We start from the raw sequence: 20473 nt of genomic DNA, 5'->3' as shown, positions 1-20473 counted from the left end.
AAGTATCTTTTTATAAAAATTTGTTACTGCTATATTCCTAAAACATCTTTCATGCTATATACCCCCGTTTTACCCGTTAGCCACTCGGCAGCAACAACGGCACCCAAAGCAAAGCCTTCACGGCTATGTGCAGTATGCTTAATCTCGATACTATCAACATCAGAGACATAATTTACCGTGTGTGTACCAGGTACATTTTCTTCGCGTTTGGCATCAATAAAAATATCAGTTTCTTTTGGATTTTCAATAGCCCAGTTGATATAATTGGTATTAGCAATAATATCGTTAGCTAATGTTATAGCTGTACCGCTTGGGGCGTCCAGTTTTTGGGTATGGTGAATTTCTTCCATCGAAACATTGTATCGTTCTAGTTTCGACATCATTTTTGCGAGTTGTACGTTCAGCTCAAAAAAGATATTTACCCCTAAGCTAAAGTTAGAGGCGTATATAAAAGCTCCTTTTTTAGTTTCGCAAAGTTGTGTTACCTCATCATAATGAGCTAACCACCCTGTGGTACCACTTACTACGGGTATGTTATTGTTTAAGCACTCGGTAATATTAGTTACTGCGGCTGTAGGAACGCTAAACTCTATAGCAACATCGGCATCTTGTAGACCGTCGAAATTATCTTCCGCCTTTTTTCGAAGTACTATTTCATGACCTCTTTCTGCCGCGATGCGGGCTATAACATTGCCCATTTTGCCGTAACCTAAAAGTGCAATTTTCATGATGTTTTAAAATTGGTAGCTAAGCGTAAGCCCTACGTTATAGTTATAGTCTATTTGGTTTTGTTGGATGTTGGGGTATAACGATAAGTCCTCGTTTACATTAAATTGCCCTAAGTGTGCATTTACGTTTGCTTCTACAATATTAAGTACATAAAGCCCTACGGTTATGAGTAACGAAAGGTCGCGGTTACGTTGGTGAAAGCGTTGCCCACTAATAAGCCTATCCTCTGTAAGTCCTGCCAATTCGCCTGTAACTTCGCGCCCTGCTAGTCTGTCTCGGTAGGCATTCCTATACAGTTTGTATTGCCTGTTGTTAAAATTGTAGTAATAAAAACTTAGTCCCATACTACCATATACAATGGGTATTTTCCAATACTTTTTGGTGTAGGCTTGCCCCAAACCAGGTAGTATTGCAGAGTAAAATGCTGCTTTTGCAGGCGCAAGCGGGCTTATGTTGTATGATGTTGCCACAACAGAATCTTTAACTATAATATCCGTTTCCAATTCATCGTCTTGTGCCAGTAGTGGTGTAGCCGAGAATAGTAAAAACAATAGGGATATGAAAAGTTTTTTTATCACTAAGATTGTATGAGTTTTATAATTCTGTTGAAATCCTCTTCTGAGTGAAAAGGGATTGTTATTTTACCTTTTCCTTTGGCATCAACTTTTACATCGACTTTAGCACCAAAAAAGTTTATAATGGCTTTTTGCTGTTTATCCTCTACATTAAAGGCATTTGGCTTTGCTGCCGTTTTTGATTTTGTAGGTTTTAGGCTTTCCTGATAATTTTTTACCAATACTTCTGTTTCGCGTACCGATAGGTTTTCGCTTACTATTTTCTGATAAATATCAGCCTGCACATCGTGGTTTTCTATGGTAATTAAAGCACGACCATGCCCCATGGTAATAAAACCATCGCGTATGCCCGTTTGTATAATAGGGTCTAGCTTTAAAAGGCGCAGGTAGTTTGCAATTGTAGAGCGTTTTTTACCTACACGCTCGCTCATTTGTTCTTGCGTAAGTTGTATCTCATCAATTAATCTTTGATAGGAAAGCGCAATTTCGATAGGGTCGAGGTCATGACGTTGAATGTTCTCAACCAATGCCATAACCAACGATTCGTTATCGTTGGCTAACCTAATATATGACGGGATATTGGTAAGTCCTGCTATTTTGGAGGCACGCAAACGACGCTCTCCCGATATGAGTTGGTATTTGTTATAATCGAGTTTTCGTACCGTTATGGGTTGTATCACCCCCAGCTCTTTAATGGAGGTGCTCAATTCATTTAACGATTCTTCGTTAAAATTTGTTCTGGGCTGGAAAGGGTTTATCTCTATAGTATCAATATCAAGCGCAACAATACTGCCTACCACTTTATCTGCATTTTTATCCTCTGCCGATTTAATATCGTTTTCAGGATCTTTTAATAATGCCGATAATCCTCTGCCAAGTGCTTGCTTTTTTATTGCTTTTGTCATAAACCTACAGTACTATTTTTCTTTATAATCTCTTCTGCTAAATGCAGGTAATTGCTTGCTCCTTTACTGGTAGCATCGTAATTTATAATGCTTTCGCCGTAACTGGGTGCTTCGCTTAGTTTTACATTACGTTGTATTAGGGTTTTAAACACCATATTGTTGAAGTGTTTTTGCACCTCTTCTACTACCTGATTGCTAAGGCGTAATCTGGAGTCGTACATAGTGAGTAATAATCCCTCTATATCCAACGCAGGATTATGTATTTTTTGTACACTTTTTATCGTGTTTAATAACTTGCCTAAACCCTCTAGCGCAAAATATTCGCATTGTATGGGTATAATAACCGAATCGGCTGCTGTAAGTGCATTAAGGGTTAGTAATCCTAACGATGGGGCACAGTCAATAAGTATATAATCGTAATTATCTCTTATGCTCTCCAATGCCTGCTTTAGCATATATTCCCTATTTTCTTTATCTACAAGCTCTATTTCTATAGCTACAAGATCAATATGTGCGGGTATTACAGTAACGTTGGGTGCTGTACAGGGTATAATAGCTTCTTGGGCAGATACGCTATGCTCTAACAATTGGTAGGTACCAACGGCTACGGCTTCTACATCAATACCAAGACCAGAGCTTGCATTAGCCTGAGGGTCAGCATCAATTAAGAGTACTTTTTTTTCCAGTACACCCAACGATGCCGCTAAGTTTACCGTAGTTGTTGTTTTGCCTACGCCTCCTTTTTGGTTAGCTATAGCGATGATTTTACCCATTAGCACTTAAAAATTTTGAACCGTAAAAATACAACTATTTATGGTATCTAAAAACGGAAATTGTTAACATTAATAAATAAAAAAGCCAAAGGAATTATCCTTTGGCTTTGCTGGTAAAGACTGCTATAATTACTAACGGATAACTAACTTTTTTGATGTTGTATAGTTGTCCGATTGCATTTGAACAATGTACATGCCCGATGGTAATGCTGATAGGTTTACTTGTTTGGTGTAAAAGCCAGTGTTGTTGGTTACGTCGGTTTCAAAAACCTTAGCACCTGCTACTGTGTAAACGCTTACTGTGTTTTTTTCGGCTACTGTATTTTTTAGGTCATACAGTAGTGTAATTTTTTTATCGTTGGTAGGGTTAGGATAAAAACTGAAACTTACATTGTTGTTAAGTGCTTTTAGCCCTGCTGTAGCAGAAACATTCTTATACTTAAAGCTTAAATTTCCTGTACTTGAACCTCCAAACGATGTAAAGTACATTCTGTAAACAGTGCCATCATTATGTTTTACATAAAATGTTGTTTCAGGATCAATATCATAACTAAATGTATCCATGTTGAACGATTTCCAATCGTCACCCACTGTATTAATATCTTCCGAGTAAGCCTCATCATTAGGCATTGTTGGGTTTTCATCTGTAGCACCTGTTTCATCTATTTGTGCAACAGTTACTGTAGCTTCGTTATGCAATGCACCTGTTACAAGGTACATTACTGGTGCATCGTCCTCACCAATATTACCATAATATCTGCCAAATACAATATCCCATTCTGCATCTTCTGGTGCTACGGTTACTGTATCATCAGTAGTTAATGAGAAGTAGTTGAATGCGTTGTTGGAGGATCCGTTGAGTATTGTAGTGGTAGTATCTTCACTCCACTCAGTACCCGACCAAGTAGCGTATTTAATAGTATAACCACCAAAATAATCTTCGATTATCATTTTTTTGTACGATTCATCGGTATACTTCAATACAAAAATAATACTTCCTGTAACGTGGTGCGTAGCAGGGTTATATTCGCCCCAACCATAAGTTGCCGAGCCATTATCAAAAGCTCCTGTTGCCCATACTGTTTCGGAGTTGTATACAGGCGTCCAAGTATCTTCCTGAGTCACGTCAATAGTGCCCCAATCATTAATATTGTCCGAAGCCTCAAAAACTTGTATGCCTCTGCTGTCGTTTACACGGATACCAATATCCATACTGCTAATTCTCAAAAATGCTAAATCCCACGTATTGGTAGCTACTGCTGTTTGTGAGTTGTCGGCAAATTTGTAATATACCTGATTGGTATACGAAGGTTCTAACGCTACACTAACCGTAGTGTACTGGGCAAAACTTATTATACCTGTAAATAGTGATGCTACTAATAGTAATGCTTTTTTCATCATTTAGTTTATTTAGATTTATTAAAAATAGTGATTGTTTTGGCAAATATACTATTTTATTTATATCAATTCTAAATAAATGAAATAAAAAAACTGATAGTTTTTACTACCAGTTTTTATCCATAAAAAGGGGTATTGCTACTTGTTTTTCTTTGCTTTAATCATAGCTTCAAGCATATCCCACATTTCTTCGGGTACAGCTTCTAGCAAGTTAAATTGCCCTGCGCCTTTTAGCCATTCGCCACCATCTATCGTAATTACTTCACCGTTTATGTATGCCGAAAAATCAGAAACTAAATAGGCTGCGAGATTGGCTAACTCTTGGTGGTCGCCTACACGTTTTAGTGGTACTTTTTTAGCAAGATCAAATTTTTCCTTTAAATCGCCAGGCAATAACCTGTCCCACGCCCCTTTAGTAGGGAACGGTCCAGGAGCAATAGCATTGGAGCGGATGCCATACTTAGCCCACTCCACAGCAAGGCTACGCGTCATGGCTAACACACCAGCTTTTGCTGTAGCACTAGGTACTACGTATGCCGAGCCCGTCCATGCATAGGTGGTAACAATGTTTAATATGCTTGTATTTTCCTGTTTTGTATCTATCCAATGTTTACCAAACGCCAGCGTACAGTTTTTAGAGCCTTTAAGTACAATATCAATAATAGTATCAAAAGCATTGGCAGATAACCGCTCGGTAGGCGATATAAAATTACCCGCAGCATTATTTAGTAAAACATCTACACGCCCATAAGCATCCAATACCGTTTGTAACATTGCTTCCACTTCGTTGTAATGGCGTACATCACATTGTACTGCAAGGCATTTTCCATTTGTTTCTGCTTCTAACTCTTTGGCTGTGGTTTGTAGCTTTTCTAGGTTACGCGATGTTATGGCAACCTTTGCGCCCAATTCCATAAAGTACTTGGTCATAGATTTTCCCAATCCGCTACCACCGCCAGTTATTACTATTATTTTATCTTGTAGCGCATCATCACGCAACATTTTGCTTGTATAGTTCATTATATAATATCATTTGTTATAACTGTAAAGATACTAATTAATAAAAAGCAGTATAGCTATTACTTTATGTTTGTAGGCTATGGTATTTGTTGCGCTACGCAGTAGTTTTATAATAAGTGTTTGATTAATTCAAGTTGTACTACGTTGCTTGTGTAGTGGATAATGCTTGCTAAGCAGAAGTAAAGTTTAGCTATGCGTTAACTCTGTAATGATTGCCTCGTGTTGTGGAAACTGTGCTATTAGTATTGCCCTAGTAGGCATTACAAAATCATCAAAGTCAAATCCGGGGGCTACAGTACATCCCACTAAAGAATAAGCATTTTCATTTACAACCCTTGCGGCAAACCAACTATTACCAGGAACAATTAACTGTGGTACTTCGCCATTGGCAAAATTACGACCGATAATATGCTCGGAATATTCGCCTGTTGCTGAAATGATATGCAAGTGAATTGTAGCACCATCATAAAAATGCCAGATTTCGTCTTGTTTTATTTTATGAAATGCAGAAAAAGTATCTGAGGTTAACATAAAATAAATACACGTGGAGTAATTTCTTTTTCCGCTGTATTCAGGGTTTAGGCTATCGGTAGTAATTTCTCCTTTACTCCTGTACGTTTCTTTAAAATAGCCTCCTTCAGGATGCGGTTTCAAATCTAATGCTTTGATAATTGCTTCTTTCCGATTCATCCTTTGTGGGTTTTAATAGTAAAGCTAATTATATAGTATCAATATTTTTTTAAGATGTTGACAATTATATAATTAGCTTTTTTGTTGTCTGCTGACACGTTTTTGTCGGGATGACTGGATTCGAACCAGCGACCCCTAGCACCCCATGCTAGTACGCTACCAGGCTGCGCTACATCCCGATTCCTTATTAAATAAGGTGTGCAAATATATTAGTTTTTACCTAAAAAATAAATAATAATTGCAGTTATACGCCAATAAAAATAGCTACTTCTGCATTTTCCCAGTCGTGGCTGCGCTCATCGTACACCTCAAAGTCTGCTTTATAAGCACGAACCACATCCGATTTCCAGATTTTTTGCCATTCGGAACCAATACAGTCAGGCATTTTACCCTTTGCAGTAAATTTTACAAAATTACCAGCGGGAATAACTACGCTTTGCATACCTTCTGGTACAACCGATTCTGGAGCTACGCTACAACCTATAAAATAGGCGTATGGCTGTGTATGGTCGCCATCATAATTATGATATACAGCGTATACTTTATTATCAATACGATTAGGAATTTTAGCAAACCAGCCGCCTTTTTCAAACTCCTGCCAAAGTTGTCCGCAATCTTGCATTGCCTGCCCATTGGCATTGGTTGTTTTATTAGGGAGTGCTATACCTGTAAGGTAAATAGTATCTAAATGGTGTTTTTCCATCTTATTCTTCTTCAAAACCTTTAATTAAAACATCTAGTATTTTAATAGCAGCCTCGCTAATTTTAGTACCAGGTCCAAACACGGCAACGGCACCCGACTCAAAGAGGTACTCGTAGTCCTGTGCAGGAATAACGCCACCTACTATTACCATAATATCCTCTCTGCCATATTTTTTGAGCTCTGCAATAACCTGTGGTACTAAAGTTTTGTGCCCTGCTGCTAACGATGATACGCCTAAAATGTGTACATCGTTTTCTACGGCTTGTTTTGCTGCTTCGGCAGGTGTTTGGAAAAGTGGACCAATATCTACATCAAAACCTACATCGGCATAACCTGTTGCTACTACTTTGGCACCTCGGTCGTGTCCGTCTTGCCCCATTTTGGCAATCATTATTCTCGGACGACGTCCTTCCAGTTTTGCAAATTCGTCGGCTAACTGTTTTGCTTTTTCAAAACTCTCGTCGTTTTTAATTTCTTTACTATACACGCCGCTAAATGATTTTATTTGTGCTTTATACCTGCCATATACTGTTTCGAGCGCATCGCTAATTTCGCCTAATGTAGCTCTGTGTCGTGCTGCATCTACAGCTAACGCTAATAGGTTTCCTTCGCCTGTTTTTGCAGCTTTGGTAAGTTTATCAAGACATTCAGCTACTTTATTACTATCACGACTTGCCTTTATTGCCTCCAAGCGTTCTATTTGCTGGCGGCGCACCATTTGGTTATCTACGTCCAATATGTGTAATGGGTCTTCCTTTTCCAGTCGGTATTTATTTACCCCAACAATAATATCCTGTGTACTATCAATACGAGCCTGTTTGCGTGCCGCAGCCTCTTCAATACGCAACTTGGGTATGCCCGCTTCAATAGCTTTGGTCATACCACCAAGCTCTTCCACTTCTTCAATTAATGCCCATGCTTTGTGTGCAATTTCGTTGGTAAGGCTTTCTACGTAGTAACTGCCTGCCCAAGGGTCTACCGTTTTTGTTATTTTGGTTTCTTCTTGTAAAAATATTTGTGTGTTACGCGCTATACGTGCCGAGAAATCGGTAGGTAATGCAATAGCTTCATCTAAGGCATTGGTGTGTAACGATTGTGTTCCGCCAAAGGCTGCTGCTGCTGCCTCTATACAGGTACGTGCCACATTATTAAACGGGTCTTGCTCTGTTAAGCTCCAGCCACTGGTTTGGCAGTGGGTACGCAAGGCAAGCGATTTTTTATTTTCGGGATTAAATTGTTGTAATAGTTTTGCCCAAAGCATACGCCCTGCACGCATTTTGGCAATTTCCATAAAGTGGTTCATACCAATAGCCCAAAAAAATGATAGGCGGGGTGCGAATTTATCTATTTTCATACCTGCTGCCAGCCCTGTACGAATGTATTCTAGACCGTCGGCAAGGGTATATGCAAGTTCAATATCGGCAGTAGCGCCTGCTTCCTGCATGTGGTAGCCCGATATACTAATGGAGTTGAACTTGGGCATATTTTTACTGGTATATTCAAATATATCAGCAATAATTTTCATGGATGGGGCAGGAGGGTAGATGTAGGTATTACGTACCATAAACTCCTTTAAAATATCGTTTTGTATGGTACCCGAAAGTAGCGCTGGTTGTACGCCCTGCTCTTCGGCTGCTACAATATAAAATGCCATAATGGGGAGTACCGCACCATTCATGGTCATGGAAACTGACATTTCTCCCAATGGTATTTGGTCAAAAAGCACTTTCATATCTTCAACGCTATCTATGGCAACGCCCGCTTTACCAACATCGCCTACTACACGTTCGTGGTCACTATCGTACCCGCGGTGTGTGGCTAAATCAAAAGCTACCGATAGTCCTTTTTGCCCTGCGGCGAGGTTACGGCGGTAAAAGGCATTACTTTCTTCGGCTGTAGAGAAGCCTGCATACTGGCGTATAGTCCATGGGCGGCGTACGTACATGGTACTGTACGGACCGCGCAAATTGGGAGCAAATCCTGCTGCAAATCCTATATGCTCTAATTTTTCAATATCGTTGGCAGTGTACTCCTGTTTTACTTCAATATTTTCGGCAGTTGTAAACATGTCTGCTTTTGCAGCAGTACTTTGGTTGGTACTCTTGTTTAACTGTATATGTTGGAGGTCTTTTCGTTTCATTATAAATCGTTATAAAGTTAACCCTCGTTTTTTTCTGAATCCAATCGTTCCTTTTCTATGGCTTCGGCAAGTCGCTTTTCAATGATGGGCGATATAAGTGTTTTTTTTGCATCGGTTTTTACAAACGGATACAACTCGAGTTCGCCACTCATTCGGTCGTTCTTATTGGGGTATTTATTGGTACCCAACAATACTTCTTTACCACTATTAAAAAGCTCCTGCTCTTTTGTAGCACTTTCTTGTATTTTGCGTTGTATAGTGCCTTCTTTTAGTTGTGATAAGAAGCCTCCGTTTGCTTCGATATCTTTAAAGAGTACTAGTGCTTTTTCAGCTAATTGCTGTGTTAGCTCTTCAATATAGTAAGCCCCATCGGCAGGATTATCTACTTTATCAAAATAACTTTCGTGTTTTAATACCAGTAGCTGGTTGCGTGCAATACGGTCGCCAAACTCGTTGTCTTTATGGTATAAAGCGTCATAAGGTAAATTGGCTACGGCATTTGCCCCACCTAAAATAGCACTCATACACTCGGTAGTAGTACGGAGCATATTGGTGTTATAATCGTATAGAGTTTTGTTGCGTTTGGTGGGTGTTGCTATAATATGGCACTCGTGTGTATGCCCGTACTCTTTTGCTATTGTTCTAAATAATTGGCGTAACGCCCGTAGTTTAGCTATCTCAAAAAAGTAGTTTGTACCAACGGTTACTTGTAAAACAATAGGTTGGCTAATGGTTGCCACAGCATTAAAATACTCGTTGGTGTGTGCTAGTGTATAGGCTAGTTGTTGTACCATATTAGCTCCTGCGTTTTGGTAGAGGCTACCATCTACACTTAAAAAGCTGATGTTGGTACAGGCTATTGCTATGGTGTTTAGCGCATCAAGATCTTTATCTTTTTTATCGAACCAATTCCCCTCTTTAGCCAATCTTCCAATGGGGTCGAGCTGTACGTATATGGTTGCCTCTTTACTCTTTGCAACAGCGTTAATTCGCTTTACGAAATCGATTGCAAAGAAACCTAAATGTAGGTAAACATGAATGTTTTTTAAAGGAATCCCGTTTAGCAGCTTTTCTATATCTGTTTTAGTGTCTTCTATTGTAAAACGAATGCTTTCGGCACCGCGCTGTAATGTGTCATTTGCTCTGGCAATAGATTTCTCTACATTAAATACAAATATATTTTGGCAAATGTTAAAGCTTGCTGCTTTTGTTCCAGCAGGTATAGGGGTAGTAAAATTGTCGTTATGGTAAAAAGGTTTTACTTTAATCCCTTCTGGGCTTTCCCATACTAATGTATCGTTATAATCGGCACCTTTTAAGTCTGCCTGTATTTGTTGTTTCCATTCTTTGGATGATACAGAATCAAAACCGTTAAATAGTTTTTCGCTCATGCACAAAAGTTTTTAAAGTGATTTATTCGCTTTCCTCAGCGTTTTCTTCAAACTCTATTATATATATATCTTCGTTATCGCGCTTCATGTAGTATTGTTCGCGCGCGTATTTTTCCGTTTGTTCTGGATTTTTTAGTTGTTTTATACTAATACTATCCTTTTTTATTTCCTGAATGTAATAAGCCTTATTTTCTTCTAACTCTTCAATTTCGTTGTCCAATACAGGATGCTCAAAATACAAGGAATAATTATCTATAAAAACCATCCATATAATAAAAAACAAGCCAACCAATACGTATCTGTTTCCTATTATCTTCAGGAAAGGGTACTTCTCGGTTAATTTGCCTAAAGGTTTCATGGTATTGGTTTATAAATAAGTACAAAATAATACTTTTTTCTGACGTAGTTGTGTAAAGTATAGCTATTTGTACCGAATGTGTTTTTTTGGTATGTTTTTAAGTCAATCGTTGGTTTATTACTGCCCGTACAACATCTATAGCTACTGTATTGTATTTATCGTTAGGTATAATAATATCGGCATGGGCTTTAGTTGGCTCTATAAACTGCTCGTGCATTGGTTTTAGGGTAGTTTGGTAACGATTTAATACCTCGTCCATATCACGACCTCTCTCGGCAATATCTCGTTTTAAACGACGGATTAATCTTTCGTCAGAATCGGCATGTACATAAATTTTAATATCAAACATATCTCTTAGCTGGGGGCTAGCCAATATAAGGATGCCCTCTATAATCATTACCTTTCGGGGGTGCGTAATTACAGTATCTTTTGTTCTGTTGTGGGTAACAAACGAATATACGGGTTGCTCTATTGTTTTGCCTTTTCGTAATTTTTTTAAATGCTCTGTTAGCAATTCAAAATCAATAGCTCTCGGATGGTCAAAGTTTATTTTAGCCCTGTCCTCAAAACTAAGCTCTGAATTATCTTTATAATACGAGTCTTGCGATATTATACCCACTTCGCTAGCAGGTAGTTCATTCATTATCTGGTGTACAACAGTAGTTTTACCGCTTCCGGTACCGCCTGCAATTCCTATGATAAGCATCTGTAGATAGTATTGTTTTATGTTTTGCAAAAGTAGCAATTCTCAACAGGCATTTTATGTTAAACCTTATTTTATATTAATATTTAATATAAAGAATCATATAACTCCATCTTTAAACGTATACTACTGAGTTAATGTAAAGTTTTATTTAGTAATAAACAAAGGTTTAGTTGAACGTGTTACCCAAATTGTATTGCAATAGCTTAAAGCTGAATGAATAAATTAAAATTTAAATATGAAGTTATAATATAACTCGTAAAATCTTGATTTTAAATGTAATATTCCTGTTAAAACAATTGATTAACAATAGCTTAATGTTAATTTTATTTCCACGAAACTATGGCTCGTGCTTAGGTTAATACATTTGTTGACATTCTTTTATTTAGATGCTATAAACTAAAATATTAAAATTAAAGCTATGGTGAAAAAAGTACAAAATTTATGGCAACGTTTATTTTTAATGGCGTTGTTTTTTACGGTTACCCTTTCCTACGGTCAGGTACCTAATGCTGCTACTGCAACAGCAGGAACGGCAGAAATACCTAATGGTTTTACTGCCAACTGGAATGCAGAGGCAAATGCCACAGGATATTACCTAGACGTAAGCGAATCGGCAACCTTTGGTAGCGGTACGTTTGCCTCTAACCTAATTATCTCAGAGTATGGAGAAGGTAGTGGTGGAAATAAAAAATACGTTGAAATTTTTAACGGTACAGGTGCAGCGGTAGACTTAGCCAATTATAAGATATGGAGAATATCTAACGGTGGGAGTTGGCCAGAAGCAGAGGTGTCGCTTTCGGGTACACTAGCCGACGGCGCTACATATGTTATTGCCAATAACAATACAGACGTATTTAATGCTGACATGACTAGTACTACCATTAATCATAATGGTGATGATGCTGTAGGGCTTGCTTGGAATGGTGGTAGTGGTGCTACATATAATCTTATTGACGCGGTAGGTAATGGTGTTGACCCTGGGACAGCATGGAGTGTTGCAGGTGTTAGTGGTGCAACTAAAGATAAAATATTGATTAGAAAATCATCTGTTTTAAACCCTAATACGGATTGGGACGATTCCAGAGGTACGAATGTTGATAATTCAGAGTGGATTGTTTCATCGTTTACATACAACAGTACTGCACAAACCACAGATTTGGGTTCTCATACTTTTGATGGTGGCTTTACGCCATCTTTCGTAGCGGGTTATGACGGACTGGATGTAGGAAATGTAACATCATACATGGTAACAGGTTTGGAGCCTGGAACAACATATTATTACAGAGTTAGAGCTTACAACACTTCGGGGGCAGCAGACAATTCAAATACAATACAAGTTACAACGTCGGTTTGTGGCGTGGTAGCTTTACCAACAGCAGATCCACAATCGTTATGTGCCGATGATGCTACCGTAGCTAATTTAACAATTACTACAGGAGCAATGCCACAGTGGTACGCAGCCGAAACAGGTGGTACAGCATTAGCAACAGATACAGCTGTAACAACAGGTGTATACTATGTATCGCAAACCGTTGATGGTTGCGAAAGTGAAAGAGCAGCCGTTGCAGTAGTAATAAAACCTACGCCAGCTATGCCAACAGTTACTAACTTAGAAATTTGTGGTGCAGCTACCGTAGCCGATTTAACAGTTACCGCAGGCGATATGCCACAATGGTATACAGCCGAAACAGGCGGTACAGCATTAGCAACAGATACAGCTGTAACAACAGGAACATATTACGTATCGCAAACTGTAGATGATTGCGAGAGCGAAAGAGCAATGGTTGAAGTAACAATAAAAGCCATACCAGTAGCACCAACAGCCGATGCACAAGCATTTTGTGGTGCAACTACGGTAGCCGATTTAATGGTTACAGCAGGCAATATGCCACAGTGGTACGCAGCCGAAACGGGTGGTATGGCATTAGTAACAGGTGCAGCTGTGACAACAGGTGTGTACTACGCATCGCAAACTGTAGATGGTTGCGAAAGTGAAAGAACAGCCGTGGCAATAACAGTAAACGATATACCAGAGGTACCAACAGCCGATGCACAAGCATTTTGTGGTGCAGCTACCGTGGCCGATTTAATGGTTACAGCTGGCGATATGCCACAGTGGTACGCAGCCGAAACAGGTGGTATGCCATTAGCAACAGATACTGACCTTACAACAACAATGTACTATGTATCGCAAACCGTAAATGGATGCGAAAGTGAAAGAGCAATGGTTAACGTAACAGTAAACCCAATACCAGATGCACCTACAGTAGATGCAAACGTACAAGAGTTCTGTAATGTGGCAACTCTTGCCGATATAGCAACAAACGGAGAAAACATACTTTGGTACGAAACCCTTACAGACGGTACTGCATTAGCAAATGATATGGCACTTACAGAAGGTACAACGATTTACTATGCATCGCAAACTGTTGATGGATGCGAAAGTACAGCGCGTACAGCCGTTGCCGTAGTGCTTACTATTACTGTAGCACCTATAGTAACAGATTTAACATATTGCGGAGCAACAACAGTTGCTGATTTAATGGTTACGGAAGAAGAAGCAATACAATGGTATAACGTAGCAACAGGTGGAACAGCACTGGCAACAGATGCAGCTGTAACAACAGGAATATACTACGCATCGCAAACTATGGATGGTTGTGAAAGCGAAAGAGCAATGGTTAGCGTAACCGTAAACGATATACCAGTAGCACCAACAGCCGATGCGCAAACATTTTGTGGTGCGGCAACGGTAGCTGATTTGATGGCTGCAGGTGATATGCCAATGTGGTACGATATGCCAACTGGCGGAACAGCTTTAGCCATGACAGACGCCCTTACAACAGGTATGTACTATGTATCGCAAACCGTAAATGGATGTGAAAGTGAAAGAACAATGGTTAACGTAACGGTAAACCCAATACCAGTAGCACCAACAGCCGATGCACAAACATTTTGTGGTGCGGCAACAGTAGCTGACCTTATGGTAGCAGGCGATATGCCAATGTGGTACGATATGGAAACAGGTGGAACGGCTTTAGCTATGACCGATGCTCTTACAACAGGAATGTATTACGTATCGCAAATCGTAAATGATTGTGAGAGTGAAAGAACAATGGTTAACGTAACCGTAAACGATATACCGATGATGCCAACAGCCGATGCACAGACGTTTTGCGGAATGGCAACAGTAGCTGACTTAATGGTAACATCTGGCGATATGCCAATGTGGTATGCTACCGAAACAGGAGGCGATGCACTAACTATGACAGATGCTCTTACAACAGGAACATACTATGTATCGCAAACGATTAACGGATGTGAAAGTCCACGTGCAATGATTGATGTAACGGTTAATGCTATTCCCGAAGCACCTATGGCAGAAGAAGTACAGGTATTTTGTAATGCAGCAACCGTAGCCGAAATAATAATAATGGGTGAGAACTTAGTATGGTACGCTTCAGCAGCCGGTGATACGACTGTGAGTATTGATACTCCATTATCTGAAGGAACTACTATCTATTACGCATCACAAACCATAAACGGTTGTGAGAGTGCAAGAACTGCGGTAGCAGCCGTACTTACTGTAAATGATGTACCAACGGTAGATGCACAAACATTCTGTGGCTTTACAACAGTAGCCGATTTAATAGCGGAAGGTACAATAATGCCACAATGGTATGATGCAGTAGCAGGAGGTGTACCTTTAACCCCAGAAACAATACTAACAACAGGAACATACTATGTATCGCAAATGATAAACGAGTGCGAGAGTTTACGTGCAGCCGTAGAGGTTACCGTAAATGTTACACCAATGCCTGTAGGCGATGCTACACAAGAATTTAATGCAGGAGATACAATTGCCGACCTTGATGTAACAGGAGATAACTTGGTTTGGTATGCTGATGAAGCACTTACTATGATAATAGATACTACTACCGAGCTTGTAGATGGTGCTACCTATTACGCGGTAGCTAACAACGGCGATTGCCCAAGTGTAGCACTGGCAGTAACAGCAGATGAGGTATTGAGTACACCAACACTTACTAAAGCTAACTTTACACATTACCCCAACCCTGTTAACGATGTGCTTAACCTAGAGTTTAGCGAAAACATTACAACAGTAATTGTTTACAATTTATTAGGGCAACCAGTACTAGAGCGTAATACTAATGGTACTACCGTACAGGTAGACATGACAAGCCTATTGGCAGGAACTTATATTGTAAGAGCTGCAAGCGCTAACAAAACAACATCGTTTAAAGTACTTAAAAACTAAACGATTGTTTATAACAACCAAAAGCCCCGTGCCATTGGCACGGGGCTTTTTATTTACAGTATATTTCAAATTTTTATTAAAGCTATTTAATCAAATTCAGACGTAAAAAAAAGTTTTACGCTAGGGTATTTTTGTTGCGCCATCTGTATCGAAAATTCAGAATCGGCAAGAAAAACCAATTGCCCATATTTATCTTTAGCCATAAACTTTTGCTTTATTCGTTTAAACTCGGCAAATTCATTGTTTTTAGGGTCATCGGGTTTTACCCAACACGCTTTGTGTACAGGGAAATTCTCGTACGAACATTTTGCACCATATTCGTGCTCCAATCGGTATTGTATTACCTCATACTGTAGTGCACCTACAGTACCAATAACCTTACGGTTATTCATCTCTAAAGTAAAAAGCTGGGCTACCCCTTCGTCCATAAGCTGGTTAATACCCTTGTCAAGTTGTTTTGCCTTTAAAGGGTCTGCATTATTGATATATCTAAAATGCTCTGGCGAAAAACTAGGTATGCCTTTAAAACTCATTTGCTCACCTTCGGTAAGCGTATCACCAATTTTAAAGTTACCTGTATCGTGTAATCCCACAATATCTCCAGGGTACGATACATCTACAATTTCTTTTTTCTCCGCAAAAAAAGCATTCGGGCTCGAAAATTTCAAATTCTTTTTTAACCTCACATGCAAGTAAGGTTTGTTACGCTCAAAAGTACCCGATACTATTTTTACAAACGCAATCCTATCGCGGTGTTTAGGGTCCATATTGGCATGTATCTTAAATACAAAACCCGAAAATTTATCTTCATTAGGCGTTACCGTACGCGAATCAGAATCTTTAGGTCGTGGTGTAGGCGCAATATCAATAAAACAATCCAATAACTCACGCACCCCAAAATTATTTAATGCCGAACCAAAAAATACAGGCTGCAAATCGCCTTTAAGGTAGGCATCTCTATCAAATGGCGGGTATACCTCGTCTATAAGTTCTAATTCTTCACGCAACGTTTCGGCAGGCTTAGCTCCAATAAGTTTTTCCAATTCAGGATTTTCAATATCAGAAAAAGCAATGGTTTCCTCAATATTCTTACGACTATCGCCACTAAATAGGTTAATGTTCTTTTCCCAAATGTTATAAATACCCTGAAAATCGTAGCCCATACCAATAGGGAAGCTCAGCGGTGTAACCGTAAGCCCGAGTTTTTGTTCCACTTCATCCATAAGGTCAAAAGCATCTTTACCCTCACGGTCTAACTTATTAATAAAAACCAGCATAGGTATGTTTCGCATACGGCAAACCTTAACCAGTTTTTCCGTTTGTTCCTCAACACCTTTGGCAACATCAATTACAACAATAACACTATCTACGGCAGTTAACGTACGGAAGGTATCTTCGGCAAAATCTTTGTGACCTGGAGTATCAAGAATATTTATTTTCTTATTCTTATAATTAAATGCCAGTACCGATGTAGCTACGGATATACCCCTTTGGCGTTCAATCTCCATAAAGTCACTCGTAGCACCCTTTTTAATCTTGTTGCTTTTTACAGCTCCAGCTTCTTGTATGGCACCACCAAAAAGCAATAATTTTTCGGTAAGCGTTGTTTTACCCGCATCGGGGTGCGATATAATTCCAAATGTCCGTCTTCTGTCAATTTCTTCCGTAAAACCCATGGTTGTAATTTTCCTTTAGCATTTAAAAATCGTGCAAAAATAGCTTTTAAATTCATTATATTCATAAGAAATAGCCAGTAACTGTGTAAAAACTGTAGTGCTAAGTGTGTTGAATATGCTTGAAAATGTTACTTTTACAAAAGCTGTATGACGATGTTGTGGAAAAGAAAAATAATATGAAAGAAAAATGAAGCTCTTTTTTACCGTTTTAAAAGGGTATTTACCGCTACTGTTTGTGCTGTTTGCGCAAAATATTGTAGCACAACAGGACCCACAATATACCCAGTACATGTACAATACGCTTACTGTAAATCCTGCTTATACAGGCTCTACAGAGGGGTTGGATGCTACGTTACAGCACCGCTCGCAATGGATAGGTATTGATGGTGCACCACAAACACAAGCATTTACCATACACTCGCCTATATGGAACGATAAAGTGGGCTTGGGTTTGAGTGCTACTAACGAGCGTATAGGTCCTACAGATGAGTTTTATGTTAACGGTAATTTTTCCTATACATTATATTTTGGCGCAGAGGGCAGGCTTGCTTTTGGGTTAAAAGCAGGTGCTAGGGTATTGAACATTGATTGGTCGCGTGGGCGATTTTTTCAAGAGGGCGACCCTTTACTCAATAACAATATTAACAACAGAATATCGGCTACTATAGGCTCGGGTATTTATTATTATACCAGTAAATGGTATGCAGGTGTATCCATCCCGAATTTTTTACGCGATAATTATTACGATGATATACAGGAAACGGTAGTTTCGGACAGGTTGCATTATTACGTTATAGGAGGATATGTTTTCGACTTATCGGACAGTGTAAAATTTAAACCTGCTGTTTTGGGTAAAATAGTATCAGGCTCTCCAATAACAGTAGATGTGTCAGCGAACTTCCTCTTACAAGAAAAACTTACGTTAGGGCTTGCCTACCGCTGGGACGATGCCATGAGTGCATTGGCGGGTTTCCAAATTACAGAAAAATTCTTTTTGGGCTACTCGTACGATTATTCGGTAACCGAATTAAACAAGTACAACGATGGTTCGCATGAGTTGATATTGCGTTTCCAGTTACAGCCTAAAACCAAACGTATTAAATCGTCCCGATTCTTTTAAACAAAACAGTCTATGAAAAGAATACTACTTATAACCTGTTTATTGTTTAGCATAACCACTTGTTTTGCACAGTACAAACTCAAAAAAGCCGATAAGCTGTTTGATGCTATGGCGTATGTAGATGCTGCCAAAGCCTACCAATCGTACATAGATGCTGGCTACACTCCCACAAAACAAACAAAACTAAAAATTGCCGATACCTACTATTATATTAACAACTACCAACAAGCACAGAACTGGTATGAAAAGAGTGATATTGCTAATTTAGATGAAGCTCATTTACATAGATACATACAAGCATTACGCGTCACCGAGCAGTACCAAAAAGCCGATAATGTGTTGCAAAATCATTTAGAGCAGGCAGGTAATATGGATTTATTGAAGCGATTTAAACGCGAAAAAAAGCAACTGGATAGTATTAATACAACACCACCGTTATACAGTATAATTAACCTTGCTAGTAATAGTACTAAAGCCGATTTTGGTACTGCTTTTTATGGCAATAAAATTGTTTTCTCGTCCAGTAAAGATACAGCCCATTTAGGAGGCAGAAAATACCAATGGAACGAACAACCATTTTTAGATTTATATGTTGCCGAGTACAACGCTGCCGATAGTTCTTTTACGAACGAGGAAAAGTTTATGCGCAAAGCACAAACACGCTACCATAATTCGTCAGTAGCTTTTACACCCGATTTACAAACCGTTTATTACAGTACCAATACCGTAACGGCTTACGATAGGCTTAATAGCGCCAACGATGGTACAAACAATATACGCATTGTAAAAGGTACTATAGCCGACGAGAAAATAACAGATACTCAAGTGCTACCGTTTAATAACATTAACTACTCCGTAGCGCACCCTGCATTAAGTGCCGATGGCAAATACCTGTTTTTTACGAGCGATATGCCTGGCGGGTACGGCGAAACCGATATTTACGTTGTTACTATTAATGATGATGGTACGTATGGTGCGCCCAAAAACCTTGGTGCAACTATAAATACAGCAGGAAAAGAAATGTTTCCGTTTGTAAACGACGAAACGCTCTATTTTGCATCCGATGGTCATTATGGGTTGGGCGGATTGGATATTTTTGAAAGCACTATAAAAGCCGATATGACTTTTACAGACCCCAAAAACGCAGGAAAACCTGTAAATAGCAACCGCGATGATTTTGCTTATAGTATTGATAAGCAAAATAACTATGGTTATTTCTCATCCAACCGAAGTGGTGGTAAAGGGGATGACGATATTTATTACTTTACCAAACAAAAGCCACCTTGTATTCATACACTTACAGGTATTGTAACCGATGCCAATAGCGGAGCACCTATTGCAGGTGTTACTGTAATTGCCGAAGGAAATCATGATAAAGTTGGACAAGTAGTAACAAATGATGCAGGCGTATATACCATACCAGACGTTCCTTGCAATTACTATATAATGGTTACAGCATCTAAAGCAAATTATAGTAAAGATGAGAAAGATACCGAAACGCCTGGCAGACCCTCTGGGGAAGTGAAAATAGATTTGCAACTAGTTAATTTTAAAGACCTTGTTGTTAAAGAAGATAACGTAGAGAAAATTAAAATAGAACCTATTTATTTTGATTTCGATAAATCGGATATTACGCCACAAGCAGCAAAAGAGCTCGATAAGGTAGTATACGTACTAGATAATTTTCCTGAAATAATTATAAAAATAGAATCCCATACCGATTCGAGAGGGAACGATGCCTATAACAAACGCCTTTCCGAGAGGAGGGCACAAGCCACTTACAACTACATTATGGCTAAAGGTATAGCACCAAAGCGCATAATAAGTGTTACAGGTTACGGAGAATCGCAATTACGCAACAAATGCAGCAACGGTGTGCAGTGTACCGAAGAAGAACACCTGTACAACAGGCGGTCTGATTTTATAATTGTCCAAAAATAAAATACACCAAACCCATAGCAGTATTTTATTTTAATGTTTTAGCCTTTAAATTGTTGTATTATCTTAATG

Annotated in this window: 16 protein-coding genes and 1 tRNA gene; 3 read left to right on the top strand and 14 right to left on the bottom strand. The window is 39.1% G+C overall.

The features are described 5' to 3' along the window. Positions 1-29: 29 nt before the first annotated feature. The 13 genes from dapB to udk form a co-directional block, all read right to left on the bottom strand. Positions 30-728, bottom strand: a complete 699-nt coding sequence (dapB, locus tag K1I41_RS00665) for a 4-hydroxy-tetrahydrodipicolinate reductase (RefSeq protein WP_220640771.1) — start codon at positions 726-728, stop codon at positions 30-32. A gap of 6 nt (positions 729-734) precedes the next feature. After that, positions 735-1307: a DUF5683 domain-containing protein gene (locus K1I41_RS00660; RefSeq protein ID WP_220640770.1), complete on the bottom strand. Its 573-nt coding sequence runs from the start codon at positions 1305-1307 to the stop codon at positions 735-737. Then, on the bottom strand, positions 1307-2209 hold the full coding sequence (locus tag K1I41_RS00655) for a ParB/RepB/Spo0J family partition protein (RefSeq protein ID WP_220640769.1): 903 nt from the start codon (positions 2207-2209) through the stop codon (positions 1307-1309). The genes K1I41_RS00660 and K1I41_RS00655 overlap by 1 nt, the downstream gene beginning before the upstream one ends. Continuing rightward, complete coding sequence (locus tag K1I41_RS00650) at positions 2206-2982, bottom strand: ParA family protein (protein WP_220640768.1); 777 nt, start codon at positions 2980-2982, stop codon at positions 2206-2208. The genes K1I41_RS00655 and K1I41_RS00650 overlap by 4 nt, the downstream gene beginning before the upstream one ends. Before the next feature lie 132 nt (positions 2983-3114). Further along, positions 3115-4383 carry a T9SS type A sorting domain-containing protein gene (locus K1I41_RS00645; RefSeq protein WP_220640767.1) on the bottom strand — a complete coding sequence of 423 codons (1269 nt, stop codon included), beginning with the start codon at positions 4381-4383 and terminating at the stop codon, positions 3115-3117. Between the two features lie 135 nt (positions 4384-4518). Further along, positions 4519-5400: an SDR family oxidoreductase gene (locus K1I41_RS00640; protein ID WP_220640766.1), complete on the bottom strand. Its 882-nt coding sequence runs from the start codon at positions 5398-5400 to the stop codon at positions 4519-4521. 186 nt (positions 5401-5586) lie between these two features. Next, entirely contained in the window at positions 5587-6090 is a 504-nt protein-coding gene (locus K1I41_RS00635) for a cupin domain-containing protein (protein WP_220640765.1), read from the bottom strand. A 105-nt stretch (positions 6091-6195) separates the two neighbouring features. After that, positions 6196-6269, bottom strand: a tRNA-Pro gene (locus tag K1I41_RS00630). Positions 6270-6334: 65 nt separating this feature from the next. Beyond that, positions 6335-6808: a GyrI-like domain-containing protein gene (locus K1I41_RS00625; RefSeq protein WP_255566944.1), complete on the bottom strand. Its 474-nt coding sequence runs from the start codon at positions 6806-6808 to the stop codon at positions 6335-6337. Further along, the gene (scpA, locus tag K1I41_RS00620; protein WP_220640764.1) at positions 6795-8933 is read right to left on the bottom strand and encodes a methylmalonyl-CoA mutase; all 2139 of its coding nucleotides are present in this window, start codon (positions 8931-8933) and stop codon (positions 6795-6797) included. Before scpA ends, K1I41_RS00625 begins: the two co-directional genes overlap by 14 nt. Positions 8934-8950: 17 nt before the next feature. Continuing rightward, positions 8951-10324, bottom strand: coding sequence for a methylmalonyl-CoA mutase subunit beta (locus K1I41_RS00615; protein ID WP_220640763.1), 1374 nt, complete (start codon positions 10322-10324; stop codon positions 8951-8953). 22 nt (positions 10325-10346) lie between these two features. Further along, a complete protein-coding gene (locus K1I41_RS00610) occupies positions 10347-10682 on the bottom strand; it encodes an FtsB family cell division protein (protein ID WP_255566943.1) in 336 nt (111 codons plus the stop codon). A gap of 97 nt (positions 10683-10779) precedes the next feature. After that, on the bottom strand, positions 10780-11388 hold the full coding sequence (gene udk, locus K1I41_RS00605) for a uridine kinase (RefSeq protein ID WP_220640762.1): 609 nt from the start codon (positions 11386-11388) through the stop codon (positions 10780-10782). Positions 11389-11806: 418 nt separating this feature from the next. Between udk and K1I41_RS00600 the strand changes: the two genes are divergently transcribed. Beyond that, complete coding sequence (locus K1I41_RS00600; protein WP_220640761.1) at positions 11807-15667, top strand: Ig-like domain-containing protein; 3861 nt, start codon at positions 11807-11809, stop codon at positions 15665-15667. A gap of 86 nt (positions 15668-15753) precedes the next feature. On the opposite strand, the gene K1I41_RS00595 is transcribed toward K1I41_RS00600, so the two are convergent. Further along, positions 15754-17343, bottom strand: coding sequence for a peptide chain release factor 3 (locus tag K1I41_RS00595; protein WP_220640760.1), 1590 nt, complete (start codon positions 17341-17343; stop codon positions 15754-15756). 187 nt (positions 17344-17530) lie between these two features. Here K1I41_RS00595 and K1I41_RS00590 point away from each other — a divergent pair, with 187 nt between their 5' ends. Together K1I41_RS00590 and K1I41_RS00585 are read left to right on the top strand one after the other, a co-directional pair. Then, complete coding sequence (locus K1I41_RS00590; RefSeq protein ID WP_220640759.1) at positions 17531-18463, top strand: PorP/SprF family type IX secretion system membrane protein; 933 nt, start codon at positions 17531-17533, stop codon at positions 18461-18463. A gap of 12 nt (positions 18464-18475) precedes the next feature. Further along, entirely contained in the window at positions 18476-20404 is a 1929-nt protein-coding gene (locus tag K1I41_RS00585; RefSeq protein WP_220640758.1) for an OmpA family protein, read from the top strand. Positions 20405-20473: the final 69 nt, after the last annotated feature.

Source organism: Flavobacterium litorale, from assembly GCF_019613795.1.
Lineage (GTDB): Bacteria > Bacteroidota > Bacteroidia > Flavobacteriales > Flavobacteriaceae > Flavobacterium > Flavobacterium litorale.
The sequence above is the reverse complement of the archived record's forward strand: the minus strand, read 5'-3'. Positions and strand labels throughout refer to the sequence as shown.